Annotated in this window: 20 protein-coding genes; 7 read left to right on the top strand and 13 right to left on the bottom strand. The window is 69.0% G+C overall.

Annotated elements, in window-relative coordinates; translation table 11 throughout:
• Positions 1-3: 3 nt before the first annotated feature.
• The 3 genes from NOCYR_RS08320 to NOCYR_RS08310 all read right to left on the bottom strand — a co-directional run bounded on the left by NOCYR_RS08320 (position 4) and on the right by NOCYR_RS08310 (position 2780).
• Positions 4-1113, bottom strand: a complete 1110-nt coding sequence (locus NOCYR_RS08320; protein ID WP_014349912.1) for a flavin-containing monooxygenase — start codon at positions 1111-1113, stop codon at positions 4-6.
• A 204-nt stretch (positions 1114-1317) separates the two neighbouring features.
• Positions 1318-1851, bottom strand: coding sequence for a DUF3145 domain-containing protein (locus NOCYR_RS08315; protein ID WP_048834010.1), 534 nt, complete (start codon positions 1849-1851; stop codon positions 1318-1320).
• Between the two features lie 95 nt (positions 1852-1946).
• Positions 1947-2780 (bottom strand): serine hydrolase domain-containing protein, encoded by an 834-nt coding sequence (locus NOCYR_RS08310; protein WP_014349910.1) that lies wholly within the window; start codon positions 2778-2780, stop codon positions 1947-1949.
• A 43-nt stretch (positions 2781-2823) separates the two neighbouring features.
• Here NOCYR_RS08310 and NOCYR_RS08305 point away from each other — a divergent pair, with 43 nt between their 5' ends.
• The gene (locus tag NOCYR_RS08305) at positions 2824-4017 is read left to right on the top strand and encodes a serine hydrolase domain-containing protein (RefSeq protein ID WP_014349909.1); all 1194 of its coding nucleotides are present in this window, start codon (positions 2824-2826) and stop codon (positions 4015-4017) included.
• 72 nt (positions 4018-4089) lie between these two features.
• On the opposite strand, the gene NOCYR_RS08300 is transcribed toward NOCYR_RS08305, so the two are convergent.
• From NOCYR_RS08300 to NOCYR_RS08290, 3 genes are all read right to left on the bottom strand, one after another.
• Complete coding sequence (locus NOCYR_RS08300) at positions 4090-5220, bottom strand: NDMA-dependent alcohol dehydrogenase (RefSeq protein WP_014349908.1); 1131 nt, start codon at positions 5218-5220, stop codon at positions 4090-4092.
• Between the two features lie 139 nt (positions 5221-5359).
• A complete protein-coding gene (locus tag NOCYR_RS08295; RefSeq protein WP_014349907.1) occupies positions 5360-5932 on the bottom strand; it encodes a DinB family protein in 573 nt (190 codons plus the stop codon).
• Between the two features lie 68 nt (positions 5933-6000).
• On the bottom strand, positions 6001-7056 hold the full coding sequence (locus tag NOCYR_RS08290; protein WP_048833178.1) for a phosphotransferase family protein: 1056 nt from the start codon (positions 7054-7056) through the stop codon (positions 6001-6003).
• 89 nt (positions 7057-7145) lie between these two features.
• Between NOCYR_RS08290 and pabB the strand changes: the two genes are divergently transcribed.
• Complete coding sequence (gene pabB, locus NOCYR_RS30320; protein ID WP_014349905.1) at positions 7146-9476, top strand: aminodeoxychorismate synthase component I; 2331 nt, start codon at positions 7146-7148, stop codon at positions 9474-9476.
• Here the strand turns inward: pabB and NOCYR_RS08280 are convergent.
• Entirely contained in the window at positions 9473-9967 is a 495-nt protein-coding gene (locus NOCYR_RS08280) for a hypothetical protein (protein ID WP_014349904.1), read from the bottom strand. The genes pabB and NOCYR_RS08280 overlap by 4 nt on opposite strands.
• 145 nt (positions 9968-10112) lie before the next feature.
• On the opposite strand from NOCYR_RS08280, the gene NOCYR_RS08275 reads away from it, so the two are divergent.
• Complete coding sequence (locus NOCYR_RS08275) at positions 10113-11843, top strand: TerD family protein (RefSeq protein WP_081505347.1); 1731 nt, start codon at positions 10113-10115, stop codon at positions 11841-11843.
• A gap of 5 nt (positions 11844-11848) precedes the next feature.
• Here NOCYR_RS08275 and NOCYR_RS08270 read toward each other — a convergent pair whose 3' ends face one another.
• The 3 genes from NOCYR_RS08270 to NOCYR_RS08260 form a co-directional block, all read right to left on the bottom strand.
• Entirely contained in the window at positions 11849-12580 is a 732-nt protein-coding gene (locus NOCYR_RS08270) for a TetR/AcrR family transcriptional regulator (protein ID WP_014349902.1), read from the bottom strand.
• Between the two features lie 193 nt (positions 12581-12773).
• Positions 12774-14228: a DUF1254 domain-containing protein gene (locus NOCYR_RS08265; RefSeq protein ID WP_081505346.1), complete on the bottom strand. Its 1455-nt coding sequence runs from the start codon at positions 14226-14228 to the stop codon at positions 12774-12776.
• 102 nt (positions 14229-14330) lie between these two features.
• Positions 14331-14573, bottom strand: a complete 243-nt coding sequence (locus tag NOCYR_RS08260) for a hypothetical protein (protein ID WP_048834007.1) — start codon at positions 14571-14573, stop codon at positions 14331-14333.
• Positions 14574-14897: 324 nt separating this feature from the next.
• Here NOCYR_RS08260 and NOCYR_RS08255 point away from each other — a divergent pair, with 324 nt between their 5' ends.
• The 3 genes from NOCYR_RS08255 to NOCYR_RS08245 all read left to right on the top strand — a co-directional run bounded on the left by NOCYR_RS08255 (position 14898) and on the right by NOCYR_RS08245 (position 16995).
• Positions 14898-15173 carry a hypothetical protein gene (locus NOCYR_RS08255; RefSeq protein ID WP_014349899.1) on the top strand — a complete coding sequence of 92 codons (276 nt, stop codon included), beginning with the start codon at positions 14898-14900 and terminating at the stop codon, positions 15171-15173.
• 74 nt (positions 15174-15247) lie between these two features.
• Entirely contained in the window at positions 15248-16489 is a 1242-nt protein-coding gene (locus tag NOCYR_RS27900; protein WP_014349898.1) for a MerR family transcriptional regulator, read from the top strand.
• A complete protein-coding gene (locus NOCYR_RS08245) occupies positions 16486-16995 on the top strand; it encodes a hypothetical protein (protein WP_014349897.1) in 510 nt (169 codons plus the stop codon). The genes NOCYR_RS27900 and NOCYR_RS08245 overlap by 4 nt, the downstream gene beginning before the upstream one ends.
• Before the next feature lie 188 nt (positions 16996-17183).
• Here the strand turns inward: NOCYR_RS08245 and NOCYR_RS08240 are convergent, their stop codons facing one another.
• The 3 genes from NOCYR_RS08240 to NOCYR_RS08230 all read right to left on the bottom strand — a co-directional run bounded on the left by NOCYR_RS08240 (position 17184) and on the right by NOCYR_RS08230 (position 19326).
• On the bottom strand, positions 17184-17603 hold the full coding sequence (locus NOCYR_RS08240; protein WP_014349896.1) for a hypothetical protein: 420 nt from the start codon (positions 17601-17603) through the stop codon (positions 17184-17186).
• A gap of 167 nt (positions 17604-17770) precedes the next feature.
• Entirely contained in the window at positions 17771-18985 is a 1215-nt protein-coding gene (locus NOCYR_RS08235; protein ID WP_014349895.1) for an RNA polymerase sigma factor, read from the bottom strand.
• Positions 18982-19326 (bottom strand): YciI family protein, encoded by a 345-nt coding sequence (locus NOCYR_RS08230; protein WP_014349894.1) that lies wholly within the window; start codon positions 19324-19326, stop codon positions 18982-18984. The genes NOCYR_RS08235 and NOCYR_RS08230 overlap by 4 nt, the downstream gene beginning before the upstream one ends.
• Before the next feature lie 271 nt (positions 19327-19597).
• Between NOCYR_RS08230 and NOCYR_RS30730 the strand changes: the two genes are divergently transcribed.
• The gene (locus NOCYR_RS30730; protein WP_370012563.1) at positions 19598-19969 is read left to right on the top strand and encodes an RNase H family protein; all 372 of its coding nucleotides are present in this window, start codon (positions 19598-19600) and stop codon (positions 19967-19969) included.
• Positions 19970-20085 lie beyond the last annotated feature (116 nt).

Here is a 20085-nt window from a genome sequence, read left to right as displayed (position 1 = left end):
GCCTCATGCGGCGGCCGCGGGCACGGCGAGTTCCTCCGCCCGCGCGGCGATCCGCCGTGCCACGTACTCCGCGTCCCGGCCGACCCCGGGAAATACCATCGAGGAAAACGCGTACTGGAAACTCAACCCGCAGAAGAACAGGCCCGGCGCGTCGGCGACCACGCCACGGTATTCCTTCGGCCAGCCGTCCGCGTCGAAAATGGGCAGGTCGATCCAGTCGAACACCTGACGGAACCCCGTCGCCCACACGATGTTCCGCACGTCGAGCACCGTGCCGTCGTCGAGTTCCGGACGCCCGTTGCGAACTCCCCGCATCCGCGCGGTGATTCGGCGGACCCCGCGCTCGTCCAGATCGGACCGCTTCACCCGCAACATCGGACCGCCGTGGAAGCGGATCTCCCGCATCATCTTCCGGCCGATCGGAGTACGGCGGGTGAGCACATGCCGCCACATGAACACCAGCACCGGCAACGCGAGCTTGATGGCGCTGGTGTCCCAGCGCACCGGAATCTGCCCGCAATCGCGGCCGCAGAGGATGGTTCGGTGGGTGCGCGCCAGTTCGTAGGCGATGTCGGTGCCGGAATGGGACGCACCGACCACCAGCACGGGGCCGGGTGCCAGTTGATCCGGCCTGCGGTACCGGCTCGAATGCAGTTGGGTGATCGCCGGATCCAACTCGGTGGCGAAATCGGGGATGGCGGGCGTGCGGCCGAAGGTGCCCGTCGCGATGACGACGTTGTCGCAGGTGATGGTGTCGGTACCGAGCCGTGCCACGAATCCGCCGCCCGGGCGGGCGGTGAGCCGGTCGACGCCGGTGCGCAGGCGTACCGGCAGATCCCAGTGCACCGCGTAGCGCTCCAGGTAGTCGGCGACCTCGTCCTTACCCGGGTAGCTCCACGGGTCGGCCGACGGGAACGGTAGGCCCGATAGCCCGTCGTATTTCGCCGGCGAGTACAGCCGCAGCGAATCGTAATGGCAGCGCCAGTTGTCGCCGATGCGGTCATTGCGGTCGACGATCAGGAACGGTCGCTGTCGCCGCCGCAGCGCGCTGCCCGTCGACAGTCCGGCCTGTCCGGCCCCGATGATGAGAGTCTCGATGTGCTGGGTGGTCATGGTCGCCTCCTGAACCGATGGTTACGAGGCTTCCGACGCTATGGTTCGAACCCGAGCCCCCACCTCGGGCGAAATACCCATTCGTGTGCCGAGTGACATGCGCGTATTCGCCCATCTCTGGAGCACATCACCAGCCGGGCGAGCGGTTTCCGACCCGGGATCGTCAGGGTGGCTCCGACCGCCGCAGCGGCTCTGCGCCAGGGCCTACCCCACGTCGCGGCGCAACCAGGTGACCTCGGCGCCTTCGCTGCCACCGCGGTAGACCTCGAGGTCTTCGTCCCAGGCGGTGCCGAGGGCGCGGTCGAGTTCGGCGGCGAGGTCGTAGCCGGAGTACTTGTCGAGTTCGCGTGCGGTTTGCAGCATCACGCGCAGGCGCATCTCGCCGATGGTGACATCGCCGTTGGCGCTGGTGGATCCGTGCCAGAGGCCGAGGGTGGGGACGAAGCTGTAGCGCTCACCGTCGACGCCTTCGCTGGGGTCCTCGGTGACCTCGAAGCGCAGCACGGGCCAGGAGCGGAGGGCTTGGGCGATGCGCGCGGCGGTGCCGACGGGGCCGACCCAGTCGCTGGTTGCCCGCAGTTGGCCGGCGGCGGCCGGCTGGGCGGTCCAGCGCAGTGTGGCGGGGGCTCCGAGAGCAGAGGCGAGGGCCCACTCGATGTGCGGGCACAGCGCGGCAGGCGACGAGTGGATGTAGACCACACCCGCCGTCGCATCCGCGAACTGACTCGATGCGCGCACCACAGACACCTCCAGCTTCGACGAGGAACGTCTTCCCCAACGGCCTGTCGAACTGGCGTTGCCCGAGTGTACTCGAGTGTCCGGTGTTACACCTGTTACTTAGCGGACGAGTTGCTTCGGCGTGTCGCCTCCGCGATCACCGCATCGCTGAACGGCGGCCACACCGCTCGTGCCCAATCGCCGAAATTCTCGTCGCTCAAGGCGAGACACGCCAAGCCGACTTCCGGGTCGACCCACAAAAATGTGCCGGATTGCCCGAAATGGCCGTAGGTTCGCGGCGAATTCGCCGAACCGGTCCAATGCGGGGACTTCCCATCGCGGATTTCGAATCCGAGTCCCCAGTCGTTGGGGCGCTGAGATCCGAAGCCGGGCAGCACACCATTGCGGCCGGGAAACTGGACGGTCGTCGCCTCGGCGTGGGTCTCGGCCGAGATCAGCTGCGGATGCAGCAGTTCCGCGGCGAAGCGCAGCAGATCGTCCACGCTGGAACGGCAGGCGTGACCGGCGGATCCGTCCAGCACCGACGACGTCATGCCGAGCGGGGTGAAGACGGCGTCGCGCAGGTAGTCGTCGAAGGCGATGCCGGTCTGCTCCGCCACGAAATCGGCCAGCACTTCGAAGCCGGAACTGGAGTAGATGCGCCGTTGCCCGGGTTCGGCCATCACATCGGTGGTGTCGAAGGCCAGCCCGGAGGTGTGCGCGAGCAGGTGCCGCACCGTCGAGCCCGGCGGACCGGCGGGTTGATCGAGTTCGATCGCGCCTTCCTCGATCGCGATCAGCACCGCGTAGGCGGCCAGGGGTTTGGTCACCGACGCCAAGCGGAAGACCCGGCCGGTATCGCCCGCGACGGCGGTCTGCCCGTCGTCGAATACCACGGCGGCCGCCGCATGCCGTACCGGCCAATCGCTGATCTGCTCGAGTGCACGCACGCAGCCGAGCCTACGAGACCGGCGCCGATACCATCGAGTAACCATGAGTGAGCAGCCCACGATCCACGGCGACGTGGCGGCCGGTTTCGGCCCCGTCGCCGACGCTTTCCGCCGCAACTTCGCCCAGCACGGCGAGATCGGCGCCGCCGTCGCGATCTACGACGGCGATCGCCCGGTGGTGGATCTGTGGGCCGGCTTCCGCGACCGCGAACGGGTGCTGCCGTGGGAGCGCGACACCATCGTGCCGGTGTTCTCCTCGACCAAGGGCATGGCGGCGTTCGCGCTGGCGGTGGCGGTGTCGCGGGGTCTGCTCGATTACGAACAGCCGGTGGCGAAGTACTGGCCCGAATTCGCGGCCAACGGCAAGGACGCGATCACGGTGCGTCAGCTGATCGACCATCAGGCCGGCCTGTCGGGACTCGATCGCCCCGTGAAGGCCGCCCAGGTGGCCGATCTCGAGGGGCTCGCCGAGATCCTGGCCGCGCAGAAACCCGCGTGGCGGCCCGGCACCCGGCACGGTTATCACGCGCTGACTCTCGGCCTCTACCAAGGCGAACTGCTGCGCCGCGTGGACCCTCGAGGCCGCACCATCGGCCGGTTCTTCGCCGACGAACTCGCGACCCCGCTGGGCCTGGACTTCTTCATCGGCCTGCCCGCCGAACAGAGCCTCGACCGGGTCGCCATCCTTTCCTCGACCAAAGGCCTCGACATCCTGCGCTACGAACGCGATATCCCGCTGCGCATCGGCGCCGAGGTCTACACCAAGCGCGGCCTGTCCTATGCGGCGCTGACCAATCCGCGCTTCGGCGCCCCGGCCCGCGCCACCCGGCGGGAATTCCTCGACCTCGGCGTGGCCAGTCACGGCGGTGTCGGTTCGGCCCGCGCCCTGGCCTCGATCTACGGCGCCGCCGCGGGCCGCACCGGCGCACTGCCCATCGACGACGCGGTGCTGGACCGGCTGGCCGCCGCCGACACCGCCGACGATGTCCCCGCCGATGATCTGGTGCTGCACACCAAGAGCCGCTACCATCTGGGCTTCCGCAAATCGCGCGGCGCCTTCCGCTTCGGCTCCGACAAGCGCGCCTACGGCACCACCGGCCTCGGCGGCTCCTTCGGATTCGCCGACCCCAGCACCGGATTCGGCTTCGGCTACGTCATGAACCGCCTCGGCATGGCGGTGCTGGACGACGTCCGCAGCCGGAATCTACGCGAGGCACTTCTGCGCTGCGTCGGCTGAATCGGGCCGCTCGGCGAGCCGATACCAGAGGACTGGTCGTCATCCGGATCGCTACCCGCCGAGCGGTAACCCTCAGCGATCAGCGTCGGTGTATTTGATGATGCCGCGGATGTTCTTGCCGTCCAGCATGTCCTGGTAGCCCTGGTTGATCTCTTCCAGGGAGTAGGTGCGGGTCACCATGTCGTCCAGGTTGAGCTGGCCGGACTTGTACAGCGCGAGCAGGCGCGGGGCGTCCTGGCGGGCGTTGCCGCCGCCGAAGATGCAGCCCTTCACCGTCTTCTGCAGCATCGACAGCAGGAAGCTGTTCATCTTCACCTCGCCCGCGTCCATCCGGCCCATCGAGGTGACGACCAGCGTGCCGGCCTTGGCGGTGAGGATCAGGCCCTCTTCGATGTAGTCGCCGTGCATTTCGCCCATGGTGAGGATGACCTTCTCGGCCATCCGGCCTTCGGTGGCGTCCATCAGCGGCATGATGGCCTCGGCCATGCTGGCATAGGTGTGGGTGGCGCCGAACTTCTGCGCCTGCTCCCGCTTCCACGGGTTGGGGTCGATGGCAACGACTTTGGAGGCGCCCGAGAGCACCGCGCCCTGCAGGGCGCTCATGCCGACGCCGCCGATGCCCGCGATGACGACCGTTTCACCAGGCATGACATTGGCGACGTGGGTGGAGGAGCCGAAGCCGGTGGGCACACCACAGCCGACCAGGCAGGCGACCTCGAACGGAATCGACGGGTCGATCTTGACGACCGAGGTGTGGTGCACGGTCATGTACGGCGAGAAGGTGCCGAGCAGGCACATCGGGATGACGTTCTCGCCCCGGGCCTGGATGCGGTAGGTGCCGTCGCTGATGGCCTGGCCGAGCAGCAGGCCCGCGCCGAGGTCGCACAGCGCCATATTGCCCGCGACGCAGGCCGGACAGCGACCACAGGCCGGGATGAACGACAGGATGACGTGGTCGCCGACCTGGAGGTCGCTCGGCACGCCGGGGCCGAGTTTGGTGATCACGCCCGCGCCTTCGTGGCCGCCCATGACGGGGAAGCTCGGCATCGGCGTCGCGCCGGTGACGATGTGGTGGTCCGAATGGCACATGCCCGCGGTCTCCATGCGGATCTGCACCTCGCCGGCGACCGGGTCGCCGATCTCGATCTCTTCCACCGACCACGGCTCATCGATCCCCCACAGGATCGCGCCCTTCGTCTTCATTCCTGTCGACCTCTCGCGTGCTTCAATGTGACTGCACCCACAGTACGAGAAAATTGGAACGCGTTCTAGTGGGTGCTGGAAAATTCATCTATGAGGACACGCGAGCTGCGCGAACACGTTCTAGTATTGGAATCCGTTTTCAGCAGCCGACGTCGTGGACGTGGTGCACGAGGTCGTGCAGGAAGTACTGCGCCAGCGTTTCCACGGTGAAGGTCGAGCCGCCGCCGCGCCGCACCCGGCGATCGCGATCACCGGCCGGCACCGCCGCGATCACCTCGGCCACGGCATCGGCGGCCACCGCCAGCTCCGCGCCGAGCACCGCGGGATCCAGGTCGCGGTAGTTCCCGGCGAGTGCGGCCGCGTCCTGATCCCAGTTGGCGAACTGCGGCAGCCCGTCCACCATCGTGACGGCCGGATTGAAGGCGGCCACACCCGGATCCATGGCGGGCGCCGCGGCGGCCACGGCCACCCGATACGCGAAGACCCGGCAGACGTCGCGCACGTGCGCGGCGTATTCGAGTGCGGACCAGGTGTGCTCATCCGGCCGGACGGCGACGTCGGCGCGCCCCAAGGCGTCCCGCAGCCGAGCCGCGCACTCGCGAGCCCGATCAGGGATGTCCGCATAGGACACCGCCGTGGCGTCGAATCCACATTCCGGACAGGGCCGCTCCAGCACCCAGGTCCAGTCCTTCACATCGGGCTCGATAGGCATGCGACCACCCTAGAGTGGCGGAATATCCCTATCCACCAAAATCCGGCCGAGGTTCCGGCAAGATCCAGTCACTCCATCAGGCCCTGCGCGCGCTCGAACAGTTCCAGGGTGATGGCGTGCAGGAAATCACCGACCTGCTTGGGCGCCTTGCCCGCGAAGGCCCGCGCGTGCGTGCCCTCGAGGACGATGCCGAGCTTGAAGCAGGCCAGCACGGTGTACCAGGTGACCGCGCTCAGATCGCGTTCGGAGAACTTCGCGTAGTGGGCGACCATCTCCTCCGGGGTGGGCAGCCCGCCGACCGCGCCGAGCTTGCCGACCAGCGCCGCACCGGTGGTGCCCGGCATCGGCCGGGTGGCGATCTGCCAGCCCAGATCCAGCAGCGGATCGCCGATGGTCGACATCTCCCAGTCGACCATGGCGGCGACCTCGGGCCCGTCGTAGGAGAACATCATGTTGGCCAGGTGGCAGTCGCCGTGCAGAATGCCCGGGGCCCACTGGGCCGGACGATTGCGGTCCAGCCACTCCCCCACCCGCTCGACGCCGGGGATGTCGGGGCCGGGGTAGCCCTCGTTGGTGGAGTAGGACTCGAGTTCGCCCATCCACCGCGGAACCTGGCGTTCCAGGAAGCCTTCCGGCTTGCCGTAGTCGGCGAGGCCGAGCGCCTGGTAGTCGAGCGAGCCGAGGCGAGCGATCGCTTCGACGGCCGACAGCCCCATCTGCCGCCGGACCTCCGGATCGCCGGCATGCAGCTCGGGCAGTTCGTTCTGCGGGTTGAAGCCGGTGATCGGCTCCATCAGGTAGAAGACCGCGCCGAGCACCGATTCGTCGGTGCAGGCCGCGATCATCCGGGGTGCCTTCACCTCGGTGTCGCCCAGCGCGCCGAGCAGCCGGGCCTCACGCCGGATGACCTCGTTGCTTTTGGCGCGCAGATGCTTCGGCCCCCGCCGCAGCACGTAGTCACGCCCACCGCGGGTGAACCGCAGCATGATGTTCTGGGTGCCGCCGCCGAGTTCGGTGACTCCCTCGAATTCACCGTCGGGCAGACCCTGTTCGGTCATCCACTTGCCGACCACACCGAAATCGACGACCTCGCGGTCCACACCTACCGGTTGCGCAACAGACATGTCCCACATTCTGCACCACCGCGCACGCAAATCTGAAGGCAGCTGACCGCAGTTATCCGATCGGGCCGCAGCGTAGGGTTCGGAACACCATGCGCACGCTGTTGATCGACAACTACGACTCGTTCACCTACAACCTGTATCAGCTGATCAGCAAGGTATATGGGACCGAGCCGACGGTCGTGCGCAATGACGAGGCGCGGACGGTGCGCCGGCTGCGACTGGACCGGTTCGACAACATCGTCATCTCTCCCGGCCCCGGCCGCCCCGACGTCGCCCGCGATATCGGGATCTCGGCCGCGGTGATCGGCGAGACCGGCCTGCCGCTGCTCGGCGTGTGCCTGGGCCATCAGGCGATCGTGCTGGCCGAGGGCGGCGTGGTGGACGCGGCGCCGGCCGCCCGGCACGGCTATCTCGACCGGATCGACCACGACGGCAGCGGGCTGTTCGCGGGGCTGCCGCAGCAGTTCACCGCGGTGCGGTATCACTCGCTGTGCGCGGCCGACCCGCTGCCCGATGCGCTGGAGGTAACGGCGCGCTCGTCGGACGGCGTGGTGATGGGTGTGCGTCATCGCGGCCGGCCGCAGTGGGGAGTGCAGTTCCATCCGGAGTCGATCGCGAGCGAGTACGGGGCGGCGATTCTCGCCAACTTCGCCAGGTTGACAGCCGAACATCGAGGCCGCACGGAGCGTTCGGCGCCGGTTGCCGTCGGAGCGTCCGCCTCGCACACGGAAGGTTCTGCGGCGGTCGTCGGTGGCTCGATCCCGTCGCCTACCGCTCGTCCGGCGACGACTATCACCTCCGCACCGGCCGATCGCCACGAGGCCCCCGCTGCGCTTGCGGATGCCATTGCGGCAGCGGGCACTACGCAGGCCGCTGTCGCCGCTTCGACAACAGGCACCACGCCAGGCGACGACTCCCCGACAGCTGCGGCACCTCCCTCACCGGTCGCCTCTTCCTCGACGATGGCGACCACCCAACGATCGCCGGGCGCCAACAGCGAATCCGGCTCAACGCCCCTGCGAATCGAGCACCTGGTGATCGACCGGGCGGTAGATACCGAGGCGATATTCCTGCAGCTTTACGCCCACTCCCCGACGGCGTTCTGGCTCGACAGCGAACACGTCGAGCCCGGACTGGATCGGTTCTCATTCCTCGGCGATGCGAGCGGACCGCTGGCGGAGGTGGTCCGGTACCGGGTCGGCACCGGAATCGTGCACGTGACCCGCGCCGACGGTGAGCACACGGTGCCGGGCCGGATTCTCGACTACCTGGATGCCAGGCTGCGCGAGCGGCGGATCGAATTGCCCGATCTGCCTTTCGATTTCACCGGCGGGTATGTGGGCTATCTGGGCTACGAGGTGAAGGCGGAGTGCGGGGCCGCCGCGGCGCATCGAGCGGAAACGCCGGACGCGCAGTGGATTTTCGCCGACCGGCTCGTGGTGGTCGATCACGAGGCCGGTCGCACGTACCTGCTCGCCGTGACCGATGCCCCGGACAGCGCCGCCGAGTGGTTGCGGACCACTGCCGAGGCGCTGGAATCCCTGCCGACCTGGGCCAATCCGCCGGCCCTCGCGATCGACGCCGATACCGAGGCGGTCGCGGCGGCCCTCGAACGCGGCCGGGAGCGCTACCTGATCGATATCGCCGTCTGCCAGGACGCGCTGCGGGCGGGCGAGTCCTACGAGATCTGCCTGACCGACACCGCCACCGTGCCCGCGACGGCCCAAGGGCTCGACGTCTACCGCACGCTGCGCCGCTGCAACCCCGCCCCGTACGCCGCCTACCTGCGCTTCGGCGACCTCGAGATCGCCTGCTCCTCCCCCGAGCGTTTCCTGAAGATCGACCGCCATCGCACCGTGGAGAGCAAACCGATCAAGGGCACCGCCCCGCGCGGCGCCACCCCCGCCGAGGACGAGCGACTGTGCCGCGAGCTCGCCGCCAGCCCCAAGACCAGGGCCGAGAACCTGATGATCGTCGATCTCCTACGCAACGATCTGGGCCGCGTCTGCGAGATCGGCAGCGTGCACGTGCCGAAACTGATGGCCACCGAAACGTATTCGACGCTGCACCAGCTGGTGTCGACCGTGCGCGGCACGCTGCGTCCCGAGGCGGGCGTGATCGACTGTGTGCGCGCGTGTTTCCCCGGCGGTTCGATGACGGGTGCACCCAAGCTGCGCACCATGGAGATCATCGACCAGCTGGAAACCCGGGCGCGCGGGGTCTATTCGGGCACCATCGGCTTCCTGGGCCTCGGTGGGACCGCCGACCTCAATATCGTCATCCGCACCGCCGTCCGGCACGAGGGCCGGTGGCACATCGGCGCGGGCGGCGCCATCGTGCTCGACTCGGTGCCGGACGAGGAGCACGCGGAGATGGTGCTGAAGGCCGCGGCCACCCACCGCGCCATCGCCGGGCGCTAACGACGCTTGGATCGGCCCGACTGGCTCTTCGTTTCCGGTACCGGAGGCTCCTCACCGCGGCCCGCCAGCCGTCCGAGCATGCTCACGCCCGGTAGCTTCGACAGCGCGCCGAACAGGTCCTCTCCCAGCGAGATCATCGCCTCCAGGCGCGGCAGCAACCGGTCGTAGGCGGCGAACGCGGGATCGGCCAGGGCCAGGGTGCGGTCGAGGCGGTCGATGGTGGAGTTGAGCCGGTCGATGGCGGTGGACAGGTTGTCCAGCAGATCGGGCAGTTGGGCGGCTAGCTGGGCCGAGGCCGGTGGCAGCCGCACCGCCGCGTCGAAGGAGTAGCCGGCGGTCAGCCGCGCGGCATCGAGCGCCTGCCCGGCCGCTGTCTGCGCCGCCTCCACCGCCGACTGGGCCGCGGCCAGGACGTCGCCCGGGTTGGGCACCTTCCGCGATCCGGGCGCCCGCCCCGGCGGCTGCTTGCCCGCATCCTTCGGATTCGTCATAGCACCACTGTGCCCCAACCAGCGCGGATGCGACAGGATTGCGGGGCGTCACGTTCGACGGTGTCGGTTGTCCAGGTTCACCGCCGGCCACCGGCCGGAACTGTCGTCCTGGCCTGTCGGAGGGCCGTGGCATAGTTCGACAACGATGAAACTCAGCAAGGGCGCGAACGCGCCGGTACCGACTTCGCTTCTAGCCGTGGTTGTTTCATGGCGTTCGGAGCATGCGGTGGACGCGCACGCGTTGCTGCTCACCGATTCGGGCACCGTGCGCAACGATCGTGATCTGGTCTTCTACAACGCGCCCCGGCACGTCTCGCAGGCCGTCACGCTCGATCAGGCGCCCGCGGCGGGCACGGCCAGGCTGAGTGTGTCGCTGCCACGCACCGAGGCCGAGGTCGCGCGCATCATCGTCTCCGGATCGGTCGACGACGGCAGTTTCGCCGACGTCGCGGGCCTCACCGTGACGGTGCACGCCGCCGACGGCGCGGTCGCGGTGTTCGAGATCGAGGGCTGTGAGCCGGTGACGGCGATGATGTTCGGCGAGTTCTACCGGCGCGAGGGCCAGTGGCGGTTCCGCGCGGTGGCGCAGGGCTGGGAGTCCGGGATGGCCGGGCTGGTCACCGAGTTCGGCGTCGTCGTCGACGAACCGGGCGGGCCGCCGGCAGCACGCGAGGACGACCGCGCCCGGCGTGCGTCCGGCAACGTCCTGACCCAGGAACCCACCCGTACCGCGCCCACGCTGACGTTGCGTCGCGAGGTCGTCGCGGAACTGCCCGCCGAACCCGCACCCCCACCGCACCCCGAACGCGCCGACTGGCATCCCGACCCGCACGACGGCACCCGACTGCGCTGGTGGGACGGCTCGCACTGGACCGCCGACACCCGCCCCCGCCTGCCCGCGCACCCGCACAGCTGCGACCGATGCGGTAACCGCAGGCGCCGCAAGATCTTCGGCGGCCATCACCCGTGCCGCGGCTGCGCCGAGGAGATCGAGGAGTACCTGACCCACTGGCACACCCAGGTCTGGCGGGTGCTGTCCGGTCCCGGGCCACAGGGCCCGGAGTGGAATCAGTTGTGGGCGTCGCTGCGGTATCAGCGCATCGACGAAAGCGCCGGGCGCGCCTCGCTGCATCCACTCGCACTCGACTACCTGGAACGGATGGTGGCCTTCGCGATGGCCGACGGCCAGATCGAGGGCCCGGAGTTCGAGCGCTTCAAAGAGACCGTCGCCGAACTCGGGCTGAGCGGGCCGAAGATCGATGACCTGTATCGCCGGATGCATCGCGGCCGCACCATCACCCGATTGCGCTCCGGTGATCTGCCGACGGTGCGCACCCCGGGCCTGCATCTGGATCCCGAGGAGCGGGTGCATTTCGATGCCGGCGCCACCCAGATCCGGATCCTGGCGAAGGGACCCAAGTACACCGAGGGGCGGCTGATCGTCAGCAACAAGAAGCTGCGGTTCGTCGGCTCCGACTCCGGGATCGAGATGCCGTGGTCCCGGATCGTCTCGGTCGCCATCGAACCCGAGGACACCACCGGCGCCGATACCGTCGTGATCGCCGCGACCTCCGCGCGCGGTGGCGCCCGCTTCGCCGTCGACGATCCGCACTACCTCGCCGCGACCGTGGAGGGCGCGCTGCGGGTCGCCAAACGCCTGGCCCTCACGCCCGGGCAGCGCGATACCCGCAGCATCCCGCAGGAGGTGAAGGCCGAGGTGTGGCAACGCGACGGCGGCCGCTGCGTCGAATGCGGCGACGGCCACTACCTCGAGTTCGACCACATCATTCCGCTCAGCCGCGGCGGCGCCACCAGCGCCACCAACTTGCAGATCCTGTGCCGGGCCTGCAACCGCGCCAAGGGCGCTCGGATCTGACGCGTTCAGCCCGGGATCAGGCCGGCGGAGCGGCCGAGGTCGGCCAGCATGGTGTCGAACAGGATCTCCGGATTCGACAGCGGCACCGGGTAGTTGCCGAACACCTCCAGGGTGACGTGCCCGTACAGGCGCGCCCAGATCTGGATCATCAGATAGGTGACGCCGAGGTCGATGCGGTCGGCGGCGGCGGGCTGGCCGGCCTCGTCGAGCGCGGCCAGCAGTTCGGTCTGGAAGCGTTGCAGGTCGGCGCGCAGTTCGTCGGGAATGTCGTCGGCCGGCGGGGTGATGACGTCGTAGGTGGCCAGCAGCCGGCCCGCGGCGGCCAGGAAGATCCGGCCGAACGGTTCGTCGAAGCCGCGCACCCCGCGGCCGGCTCCGGGCGAGGCGAAGACCAGGGTGAATTCCCTGGTGTGGGCCAGCGCCCAGTGCCGGAAGCCCTGGCAGATGGCGAAGAACTGGACCGCGCCGTCGTCGGGGAGTTCGGCGATCCGGTCCGACAGTTCCGCGGCCAGGTCGGCGCAGATCTCCAGGCGCAGGCTCTCCATCAGGTCGTCGAGCGACTTGTAGTACCGGTACAGCGCCGGTGCGGTGACCCCGAGCGAGCGGGCGATGGCGCGCAGGGTGACCGCGTCCGCGCCGTGCTCGACCAGCAGCGTCCGGGCCGCGTGCCGGATGTCGGCGTCGGTGATCACCGGCGCGCGTCCACGCGCCGGGGGGTGGCTGATGCGCAGGTTCAAGCCGGACTCACTTCCCGGCGCATGCCGTCGGCGGTCGGTGGGGTCACGGCTGTCTCCTGCGGGTCCCGGGCGTGCGCCCTCGAATACGTGGGTCCAGTAGGAGATGTAACCACATCCCACCGACGAGTGAACGCTGTTTAGTAACGTGCGTTAACCCACGGACCACGCTGCCGCCCGACCGCTTCCGACCTGGTCAGGTGACCGGTTCGAGCGGTGGCGGCACCCAGGCGCCGGTCCGGGCGGCCTCGCGCGGCGCATACATCCGCAGTACCAGCGAGAACTGCCCGGCGGGCGGGATCGGCAGCCAGTTACCGGCCGGCACCCGGCCGCCGGGGTCGGCGTACTGGACCGCCAGCTCGAGCGATCCATCGGGCTGGAACACCACCGGAACCTGGTGGCCGATGGAGTAGATGCCGGCCGGGTTGGCGACCAGATGCCCCTCGGGACCGTAGGCGGTCAGCGACCAGAAGGCGTCCACCGGCGGCGTCTGCCCGGGCGCGAAGCGCAGCCGGAACGGGACCGGCAGGCCTTGATCGCCGGCGTCGCCGAACAGTGTCGGGTACATGACGTCCTCGGCGAGGTTCGCGCCGAGACCGCGGTCGGCGGTGGAAGCCCGCAGTAGGTAGTTGGTGCCGTAGCGGCCGATATCGGTACTGATTACCCAGCCGTTGACGGCCCTGGTCTCGGGACCCAGATACACCGCGATCTGGCGCCGGGCGGTCTCGGCACCGGCAGTCAGTTCCTCGGCACTGATGCCGCGGGGGCTGCCGCCCGGGGTGATGCCGATGGTCGCGAATCGGTCCAGCGCGGGCGCGTCCTCGGGCGCGGGTGGGTTGTCTTCCATCAAATCGCACATCCGCTGGAAGAACTCGCGGGCCGGCATCTTCGCCACCGTGTCGACGGGCGGTTCCGGCAGTTCGACCGGGCCGTCGGGGGCGGGCGCCGGTTCGCCGTCGGGCGGCCAGGAACTCAACGGCAGCAGCCGCAGCTGCGCTTGGATCTCTCGGACGGCGGGCACATCGTCGGGGCCGTTGACCTGGATGCGGCCCAGCAGCCACACCATCCGGGTCGGCATGGGCAGTTGCCGCATCCCGTCCGGCACCTCGCCGGACCAGCCCGGACCGGTGATCAGGTAGGTGTAGGGCGCGGCGGTGGTCTCGGCCTGCGGGCGGACGCTGCTCGGGTTGTGCACGGTATTGGTCCAGGCATCCAGCAGCGGCATGATCCAGTAGCGGAGCGGATCGATCGCGGGCACCTGCAACACCATCGGCTCCTCGCGCAGATCCAGCCACGCCGCCGAATACAGCGAATCCAGGCCCACGCGCCGCGCCCCGCGACTGCTCGGCACCGGCAGCGCGGTGCCGTGCAGGAACCGGTTGTTGCCGATATCGGCGGTCATGGCTTCGCGGTTGGCATCCATGAGCACGAGCGGGTAGCCGAAGACATAGGCGTCGGTGGCCACTTCCGTGCGGTCGGCGGCGGTGCCGGAGGGCGTGGCCGAACCGTCCTCGGCGGATTCACCGCAGGCCGCCAGCCCGGCGGCGGCGACCACCGCGCCGAGCACGACGCGACGGGAAATCGCCGGTCGCTCATCGGATGCCGTATCCGGTGCCGCCGGTCCGGCGTGCTTCGGTGCGGTGCGACTCATCGCCGAACTCCCTGCTTTCCGCTATCGCCGGAGGTGGAGAGATACGCGAGGAAGTATAGCCATCGGTTTGCCGGACCAGGCCGGCATCGCGAACGGCCGGACTCAGGCGCCGAGCACAGCGTTCATGATCGTGCCCGCGCTGGTGGCGACGGTGCCGCCGATCATCGCGCCGGCGACCATCTTCGGCGATTGCAGCGCGCCGCCGCTCCACTTCTCCCAGGCGAAACGGCCGCCCGCGTAGACGATGCTGATGATGCCGGAGAGCATGGCCAGCCAGGTGGCGTACCGGACGAATTGCTGGGCCTTGTCGGCCAGCGGCGGCGGCTCGGGAGTGGGGTTACCCATCTGCGCGAGCGTCGTGACCGTGTCCACCAGCGACGTCGAGAAACTCACGTGCCTACCCTCTCCCGTGCAACCGAACCGATGTCTTACCAGCGCAGGGGCGTAAAACGTTCCGCACCAAGCGAATCGACGCGTCCGGTGGTGTCCCCCGCGCCTCCATCATCCCGGACCCCGGTCCGATACCGCAAGTGTTGTCACACAGCGCTTTTGACCGCCGTGCCGGTGCGGAAACGCCACGTCGGGGCCACGTGACTGCGATCGGCCCGATCACCGGATACGATTTGGTCGAAGAGTTCCCGCCCACCCCGAACCAGAGTGAGCAGCGAGATGATCCTGGCCGCCGTTTACGACACCGTTGCGCAAATCGGCAACCCCACCCCCGAAGCGCCGCCGATGTCAGACAAGATTCTCCAACTCGTCCGCTACCTGACCTGGTTCGTGCTGCTGTCCGGGGTCTGCGGCATCATCTACGCGGGCGGCAAGTTCGCCTGGGAGAAGTGGACCGGCGGCGGCCTGGAATCGCCGAAAATGGTCGCCGGCGCGATGATCGGTGGTGTGGTCGCCACCAGCGCGGGCACCATCATGAACGCCGTCATCGGCTGAGCCGCCCGCACCCGGCGGGCCCTCGTCCCCGGTGAGCTTGACCTTCGAGTTTGTTGAAGGCCGATGATGGCCGGGTGACTGCCGACAGACAACTGATCACCATCGGGGTGCTGGCACGCGCATGCGGGTTGACGCCGAGCGCGTTGCGGTTCTACGACGACTGCGGACTCCTGGTGCCCGCCGAAGTCGACGCCGCCACCGGCTACCGGTACTACACCGACGACCAGCGCACACGCGCCGTACTCATTCGCCGGCTCCGCGATATCGGCATCGGACTCGACACCGTCGCCGCGATCCTGTCCGCCGAACCGGACGAGGCGGCGCGGCTGCTCGACGAGCACGTGGACGCGATGGCGCGCCGCGCCGAGGACGCGGCGGCGACAGCGGCGTCGATCAAATCCGAACTCGCGGCCGCGTCGCGGGTGTCCCTGCCTGGTGCGTTGCTGGCCGAGGCGATCCGGCAGGTCGGCTCGGCGCTCGCCCGCGACGCCGAGTTCCCGGTGCTCACCGGGATTTTCGTGGAGGCCGCGCGGGAGGCCGTCGTCCTCACCGCGACCGACCGATATCGGCTGACCACCCGCACGCTGGTACCGCGTTCCTGGACCGGCGAGCCCTGGTCGCGGGTCGTGGACGGCGCCGAGCTCGAGCGCGCCGTGCCGTGGCTGACCGCGCACGACGACATCACGTTGAGTCCACTGGCCGATGCCGTGCAGGTGAGCGACGGTGGGATCCAACGCCGGTACGCGACGATCGACGCGCAGTTCCCGGATTATCGGGCGATGCTGGCGGACCTGGCGCCCGTGCGGACTCGGGTGGTCGTCGAGCGCCGTGCGCTGGTCGACATCGTCGAAGCCGGTGCGGATCTGCTGTGTTTGTCGGTCCGCGCGGGCGCCGTCACCGTCGGCGACAGCGTCATTCGCGCCGCCGACCACCCGTCCGCGACGAGCCGGGCAACGGTCGACACAACCAGCAGTGCTCCGAGCCCAGGCACCGATTCCGGCGATATGACGTCCGTGCGCGCCGACGGCATGACGCCCGTGCACGCCGACATGACCGCAACCGGCAACAGTGACAGCGGAACCCAGCCGGTCTCCCCTGCGACCATCCCCGCAACCGTGATCGGCACCGATATCGCACTGGCGTTCGCCCGTTCCACCCTCCGCCCCGCCCTCACCACCGCCGTCGGCCCGGACGTGATGCTCGACATCGCCGCACCCGACCTGCCTGTCGTCATCCGCTCGGCCACCGACGGCGATCTCACGACCCTCGCCATGCCGACCCGGCTGCCCACCACCTCCGAGGAGAATCCCGCATGACCCACACCGACCCGACCATGGCCGCCATCACCGAAGCCGTTACGCGCGGCCGGGCCGGCGACGGCGACGGTGCCCGCACGACGCTCACCGACATGTGGGCCGACCTCGGACCGCACGGCGATCCATTCCACCGCTGCACCCTCGCCCACTACCTCGCCGACCTGCACGACGATCCCGCACAGGCGCTCACCTGGGATATCCGCGCCCTCGACGCCGCCGAAGCACTCACCGACGCGCGGGCCCAGGAATACGACGCCACTCTCGAGGTCCGCGGCTTCTTCCCGTCGCTGCACCTCAACCTCGCCGACAACTTCCGCCGCCTCGCCTCCTTCGACGCCGCCCGCTCTCAGATCGAGGCCGCCCGCAGGCACCTCGACGCCCTGCGCGACGACGAATACGGCGCCATCATCCGCACGGCGCTCGCCGAGGTCGAGGCGGCCGTCGACGCCGGTAACACCGCCCGCCGCGAATCCGCGCCGACGGGCCGGCCCAGCGACCGCGAATGAGCGGGCACGCCGACCGTCCTCGGCGCGCCGTTGCGGCCTCACGCCGACGGTTCGACACCTGTGAGTTCCCGGCTTGAACGAACCGTCGGCGCACTGTGATGTCGCCGCCCACGCCCGTGAGGTGAGCATGCCGATGGGCGATCACCAGCACGAGCTGCACCGGTGATCGCCCACCGAAGTGTTGTCGATCAGCGCCGTTGTAGCGTCACCCCGGCCAGCGGGTACGGCGCGGCGAGCGGTGTGCCGGCGATATTGATGGTCCCGATCCAATGCCCCTGACGCGGGTCGATATCGCGCAGATCCAGTCCGATCGGCACGAAATCGAAGGTCACATACGTTTCGTCGGTCCCGACCGGCCGCTGATGCCCGGCCCGGCTGAACGTCGGGCACGCCAGTTCGACATTCGCACCGTCCACGAATACCCGGAGGTCGCAGTTCTCCAGCGGAGATCCGACGACGTTGGAGGGGTGCCGGATGATGTGGTAGGTCCCCGGCGGGATGACTCCGTTGCGCGGGAATTCCGGATCGTCGGCGGACGCGACGGCGGGCGCGAGGCCGACGGCCGCCGCGGCGAGCGCGGCACCGGCCACGAGATGACGAGGTTTCACGGTGGCTCCTTCGGGTTTTCGTCCACGGTAGGCGGCCCCGATCGCCCAACCCGGCCGATCGCGACGCGTGTCGTCCTCCATGGTTCGACTACCCATCCGTGCCTGTCAGCAACGCCCGGCGGCCGGTTCATCGACGATCCCGCGCCGGGCGGTGCGCGGTCACGACGTCATGGTTGTCCTCGTAGGTGGTGCGACCGGCCGAGTCGTTCCTCGAGCACGGCCTGTTCGGCCGGGTTGCGGGTGAGTGTGAGGGCGCGCTGGTCGGCGGCGACGGCGTCGTCGGTGCGGCCGAGTTCGCGCAGGAGTTCGGCGCGGGTGGCGTGCAGCAGGTGGTATTTGGCCAGCGGGTCGGCCAGTTCGTCCAGTTCTGCCAACGCTGCCTGCGGGCCCGCGACGCGGGCGAGGGCGATCGCGCGGTGCAGCCGGATCACTGGTGACGGCGTGAGCCGCAGCAGCATGTCGTAGAGCACGACGATCTGCGGCCAATCGGTGTCGTCCCAGCTCGGAGCCTCCGCATGGCAGGCGACGATCGCCGCCTGCAGCTGGTACGGGCCCGGGCGTTTCAGCCGGCCGGCCTCGGTGAGCAGCCGGATCGCACGATCGATGGTCGCGTGATCCCACGCCGTGCGATCCTGATCGCGCAGCAGCACGATCCGCCCGTCGTCATCGAAACGGGCGGCGGCCCGGGCGCGGTGCAGCCGGATCAGCGCGAGCAGCCCCATGACCTCCGGTTCGCCCGGCAGCAGCCGGTCGGTGAGGGTGGCCAGCCATTCGGCGTCGGCGGCCAGATCCCGTCCGCCGGTGTGGTCGGTGGCCAGATAGCCCTCGTTGAACAGCAGATAGATGACTGCCAGCACCTCGCTCAATCGCTCGCCCAGCTCCTCGTCGGCCGGGATGCGGTAGGGAATGCCGGCCTGGCTGATCTTGCGTTTGGCGCGGGTGATGCGCTGGGACACCGTCGATTCCGAGACCAGGAACGCCTTCGCCAACTGCGCGGTACTCAGCCCGCACACCATGCGCAACGTCAACGCCACTTGGGCTTCGCGGGAAAGGGCCGGATGGCAGCAGGTGAACATCAGCCGCAGCCGGTCGTCGGGTTCGTCGTACACCGGCCACTGCAATTGCCGCAGCTTGTCGCGATAGTTCGCCTCGCGCCGCAGCACATCGAGCCCGCGCCGCCGGGCCACCGTGAACAGCCACGCCTGCGGTTGCTCCGGCACCCCATCGACCGGCCAGGTGCGCAACGCCTTCTCCACCGCATCCGACACCAGATCCTCGGCGGCGGAGAAATCACCGAGCAGCGACACCAGCGCCGACGCCAGCCTGCTGCCGTGCTCGCGAACCACCGCCGCGAGCACGTCAGCCGCCGCCGGCTCGGTCACATCAAGACCGGCCGGATCTCGACCAGCGGGCACCCGGGCCAGGTCCGCGCCATCGCCAGCGCCTCGTCCAGGTCGGCCACGTCGACCTCGACATACCCGCTCACCACCTCCTTGCCCTCCACAAACGGCCCGTCGGTGATCAACGGCTCCCCCTCGACGTCGAGCCGCACAGTGGTAGCCGTATCGGCCTCGGCCAGCTTCCGGTTATGCAGAATCTTGTCCGAATACCGCGCCAACCACTCCTGCACCTGCCCGAACCCCCGATCCCGTTCCTCTTGATCCATCGCCTCCCAGGTTTTCTCCCACTGCTCGGTCTCGCAGAACATCAGCACGTATTTCATGCCGGTTCACCTCCTTCATCCATTAGACGATCGGGAGGGCCCGGAATCCGACAGGCGGTGGAAAATCGATGCGGGTCTCAGCGATACCGACCTCACCGGCTGCACTCGAGGGCAGAGCCGACCGGCCCGATTCCGGTCGCCGCCCTTCCTCAGAATCCGGTCGCCTTCGGGCAGGACGGGATACCGTGACCCCATGGAGGATGGGGAGCCGATCGTCGAGATGTTCACTGACGGTGCATGTTCGGGCAATCCCGGCCCGGGCGGATGGGGTGTGGTGCTGCGGTACGGGAAACACGAGCGGGAGATCTACGGGTCCGAACCGTCCACGACCAACAATCGCATGGAGCTGACCGCCGCGATCCGAGGGTTGGAAGCCTTGAGGCGACCGTCCGTGGTCCGGGTGTCATCGGACAGCCGATATGTGGTGGATGTGCTCGCTCGCGGCTACCGGACCCGGGGCGGGCGCGCGTATCACAACGACGCTCGATGCACGTGGCTCCTCGAAGGGCAGCGGCAATCCGCGCGCCAAGGCAAGAACACCCACGACATCGTCGCGGTTTCCTGGCACGCGGTCGACCCGGGCGAGCTGCAACCGTGCGAATCGTGCTGCACACCGCAGTGGATCGCTCGGCACCGACGGTAGCGCGGCGCCAGGCGTTCTGCGCCGCTATCGTGGCCTGACTCGGCTCGCTACACTCCTTACCAGCTCGATACGGCCTGTTCTGGCCGGGACCGATGGGGTGCGGTGAGCAGATGCCG

Origin of the sequence: Nocardia cyriacigeorgica GUH-2 (assembly GCF_000284035.1) — a bacterium.
Lineage (GTDB): Bacteria > Actinomycetota > Actinomycetes > Mycobacteriales > Mycobacteriaceae > Nocardia > Nocardia cyriacigeorgica_B.
The sequence above is the reverse complement of the archived record's forward strand: the minus strand, read 5'-3'. Positions and strand labels throughout refer to the sequence as shown.